The sequence below is a fragment of the Mameliella sp. AT18 genome, assembly GCF_028807275.1.
In the GTDB taxonomy this organism is placed as follows: domain Bacteria; phylum Pseudomonadota; class Alphaproteobacteria; order Rhodobacterales; family Rhodobacteraceae; genus Antarctobacter; species Antarctobacter albus.
The window spans coordinates 1-3793 of sequence record NZ_JARAMO010000274.1 but is presented as its reverse complement, the minus strand read 5'-3'; the positions used below and the strand labels follow the sequence as shown (position 1 = coordinate 3793).

The following is a 3793-nucleotide window of genomic DNA, read 5'->3' as shown; positions in this document are numbered from 1 at the left end:
CCGAGGTATTTTTCAAACCAAAGAAGCCGTTCCGACCAGGCAGGGGCCAGGAAGGCGTGTTCAGGGTTGCCAGGTCAGGAAGTTTGCAATCATGCGCAGTCCGGCCCCGGCGCTTTTCTCCGGGTGGAACTGCAGGCCGATCATGGTGTCGCGCGCCACGATGGCGGTGACATCGCCACCATAGTCGACATGGGCGACCCGCTGTGCCGGGTCGTTCAGGCGCATCTGGTAGGAATGCACGAAATAGGCGTGTTCGCCGGTGGCGATCCCGTCCAGCACCGGGTGCGGATTGTCGATCACCAGGTCGTTCCAGCCCATGTGCGGGACCTTCAGCGTCTTGTCGGTCGGTGCAATCACCTCGACCTCGCCATCGATCCAGCCCAGGCCCGGCGTCTCGGCGTATTCATGGCCGACTCGTGCCATCAGCTGCATGCCCACGCAGATGCCGAGGAAGGGCCGCCCGCGGGTTTCCACCGCTTCGATCATCGCCTCGAAACAGCCCGAGTTGCGCAGCGCCGAGGCACAGGCGGGAAAGGCGCCATCGCCGGGCAGCACGATGCGATCGGCCCGCGCCACCACGTCGGGGTCGTCGGTGACGCGCACCTCGCCCGCCCCGGTTTCCAGCGCCATCTTCTGAAACGCCTTTTCGGCGGAATGCAGGTTGCCGCTTTCGTAGTCGATGATTGCCGTCAGCATCGCGGCCTCCTTGGTCAGCGGATCGTTTCGGGGGGCAGGCTAGAGCGCGCCCTTGGTCGAGGGCACCGCATCCGCCTTGCGCGGATCGGTTTCCAGCGCGTCGCGCAGGGCGCGCGCCACGGCCTTGAAGGCGGCCTCCGTGATGTGGTGGCTGTTGACGCCGTGCAGGCCGTCGATGTGCAGGGTGATGCCGCCGTGCGTGCTGAGCGCCTGGAAGAACTCGCGCACCAGTTCGGTGTCGAAAGTGCCGATCTTCTGGCTGGGCAGGTCCAGGTTCCAGACCAGGAAGGGGCGCGCGGACAGGTCCAGCGCGGCGCGGACCAGCGCATCGTCCATCGGCAGCAGGCAGGAGCCGTAGCGCACGATGCCCGTCTTGTCGCCCATCGCCTGGGTCAGCGCCTGGCCCAGGGCGATGCCCACGTCCTCGACCGTGTGGTGATCGTCCACATGCAGGTCGCCCTTGGCCCGTACAGTCATGTCGATCAGCGCGTGGCGCGAAAGCTGGTCCAGCATGTGGTCGAAGAAACCGACGCCGGTTTCATTGTCATAGGTGCCGGTCCCGTCGAGGTTGACCTCGACACTGATCTCGGTCTCGGCGGTCTTGCGGGTGATCTTGGCGGTGCGCATCATCTTGTCCCCTGAAGTCGGCCCCTTATAGGCATGGCGGCGGCGGCGTCAAAGGGGGAGGGCGCTCAGTCCCCACAGGCGCGCAGCATCGCGTCCAGCGTGGCGGCGTCGGGGAACTGACCTCCTCCGGACAACACGCCGCGTTCGCGGGGCAGGTCGTTGCTTTCAAAGAAGAAACGCTTGCCGGTGTGGTCCTTCGGGTTGATTGGCAGGCCCAGGGTCATCCAGTATATGTCATCCTCGACGCCGCTGGCGATATGGTGCGCCTGCCACATGGGAATCCTTTCTTCACCGATAGTCAGAGTCATGTCGTCCGCCTTGGCCGGGTCGAAATAATAGATGTACTCTTGCGCCGAGTGGTCGCGGATGGTCAGCAGCCAGCCCTCCTGTTCGTGCGAACAGCGCAGGGTGAATTCCTTTTCCGGCGCGCCGCTGTCGAACAGGCTCTCCCAACGCAGCACAAGCCCGCCCTCAGCGACTTCGACGCGGCGTGTGTCCCGAGGCACTGAGGCGATGCGCAGGCGATCCAGTTCCGCCGCATCGAGAAAGTGCATGCCGCCGGGAGGCACCTGGCTGGCCAGGGTCAAAAGCTCTGCGCTGATGCCCATTTCGAGCAGGTAGAGCACGATCTGTCCCATGATCTGCTGCGTGGCCGACGTGGGCAGGTTCTGTCCCTCCGGGGCGTAGAACTGGTGCACGGCCAGCTGACCGGGCTCGACCCAGCGTTCCTGCCCGCCGAGCAGGGCAAAGGTGCAGGCGGATTCGCAGGTGCCTTCGCCCTGTAGGGTTTCGGCAAAGCCGTCAACAATTTGAGTGCGACCGACGCTGACCGTCAGACCGTGGTCCCTGAACAGTCGCCCCAATGCGATGGCCGCGCCAAGGTTCCCACCCGGTGAATCAAGCTCGATGTGACCTTCGACCCCGGTCTCTTCGAGAAAGGCGCGAAAGGCATCGGGGGTATCGGCGGTGATCTCTCCTGCGGCGGCGACCCAGGTGCAGCCGACGCACATTCCGCCGCTGGAGGCCCGCTTGAAGGTCATCGGTTCGGAAGTGGCGGTGGCGGCCGCAAAGCAGAGGGCGGTGGCAAGAAGGAAACGCATCATGGAAACTCCGGGTGTCGAAATCGCGCTGACGTTAATCAGCGTCGGGTGCGCTGTAAACTTCTGATGGCAGGTACTGTCGAGGCGCGTCCGTCAGTCCCCACAAGCGCGGGTGAGAACATCCAGCGTCGTCTTGTCCGGGACGGTTCCCTGCGCCGAGAGAACGTATTTGAAATTAGTCATCCGGTTGGTCTGGAAGCGAAGGTCTTTGCCGACGTGGCGATGCAGATCGGCGGGCAGGCGGACCGTGAGGAAATAGTCGTCTCCTCGGGGACCCAGTTCGATGACAGTGTCAAAAGGCATCGGGTAGGCCGTGCCCCCCAGGGCGACCTGCATGTCCGGTGCCCCTTTTTGCCGGTCGGGCACGCCGTTGTTTGCACGGATTCCCGTATCGAGGACCGAGAGCAACCAGCCCGAATGCCCACGCGAACATCGCAGGCTATAGGCCCTGTCGAGATGGCCGTCCGAGCCAAGGGAGTCCCAGCGGGCCACAAGCCCCCCATCCCCGGTTTCGAGACGGAGAGGCGAACGGCTGCTTTCCGTGCTGATGCCGAGGCGCGCTAGTTCCGGCTCGGACAGATAGTGCATCTGGTCTCCCGGGATCTTGCTGGCCAGGGTCAAGAGTTCCGCGCTGACCCCCATCTCGATCAGGTAGAGGACAAGCTGGCCCATGATCTGCTGCGTGGCGGCGGTCGGGATGTTGCTGCCATCGGGGCTGTGGAACTGGTGCACGCCCAGTTCGCCGCTGTCTGCCTGGCGGCTGGTTCCGCCGATCAGGGCAAAGACACAGGCGGATTCGCATGTGCCGCCGTCGATCCGCTGGTCATATTGCGGCATGTCCGGCATGGGCGCGCTGCGACCGACGGTTGTGTGAATGCCCTCTTCGCGGAACAAACGCCCCAAGGCGATGGCGGCGCCGAGATTGCCGCCGGGGGAATCCAGGTTGAGACTGTAGCCAATGCCGTTTTCCCGGAGATACGTCCGGAACGCCTCTGGCGTCTCCTCGGTGATTTCCCCCTCGGCAGAGGTCCACGCGCAACTGATGCAGTTTCCGCCCAACCAGCGTTTTTCAAAGCGCATGGGATCTGCACCGGCAGTGAGCGCGCAGGTGCCAAGAACGACAGCCAGGAAAATTACCTTCATCACGATACCCCTAGAACGAACCTTGTGACGCTAACCAGCGTCGCGCGACATGTAAACCACTGATGGCGCAAGTGTTTCAGGTGCGGACAGCTTCAGCGTCGACAGGGTTGCGGGCAATTCCCTGAGGGATATCTATGGCGCGTTGCACCGCAGGTGGGATGCGGGGCTGGGATTTCCAATTCAGAAGAGAGTGACAGATGGAGCGGGCGAGGCGATTCGAACGCCCG

4 protein-coding genes are annotated in these 3793 nt (G+C 63.7%); all 4 read right to left on the bottom strand.

Annotated elements, in window-relative coordinates:
* Positions 1 to 60: 60 nt before the first annotated feature.
* The 4 genes from hisH to PVW46_RS22580 all read right to left on the bottom strand — a co-directional run bounded on the left by hisH (position 61) and on the right by PVW46_RS22580 (position 3566).
* On the bottom strand, positions 61 to 696 hold the full coding sequence (hisH, locus tag PVW46_RS22595) for an imidazole glycerol phosphate synthase subunit HisH (RefSeq protein WP_043144186.1): 636 nt from the start codon (positions 694 to 696) through the stop codon (positions 61 to 63).
* A 39-nt stretch (positions 697 to 735) separates the two neighbouring features.
* Positions 736 to 1323: an imidazoleglycerol-phosphate dehydratase HisB gene (gene hisB, locus PVW46_RS22590; protein WP_069209959.1), complete on the bottom strand. Its 588-nt coding sequence runs from the start codon at positions 1321 to 1323 to the stop codon at positions 736 to 738.
* Positions 1324 to 1388: 65 nt separating this feature from the next.
* Complete coding sequence (locus PVW46_RS22585) at positions 1389 to 2426, bottom strand: COG3904 family protein (RefSeq protein ID WP_069209958.1); 1038 nt, start codon at positions 2424 to 2426, stop codon at positions 1389 to 1391.
* 90 nt (positions 2427 to 2516) lie between these two features.
* Positions 2517 to 3566, bottom strand: coding sequence for a COG3904 family protein (locus PVW46_RS22580; RefSeq protein WP_069209957.1), 1050 nt, complete (start codon positions 3564 to 3566; stop codon positions 2517 to 2519).
* Positions 3567 to 3793: the final 227 nt, after the last annotated feature.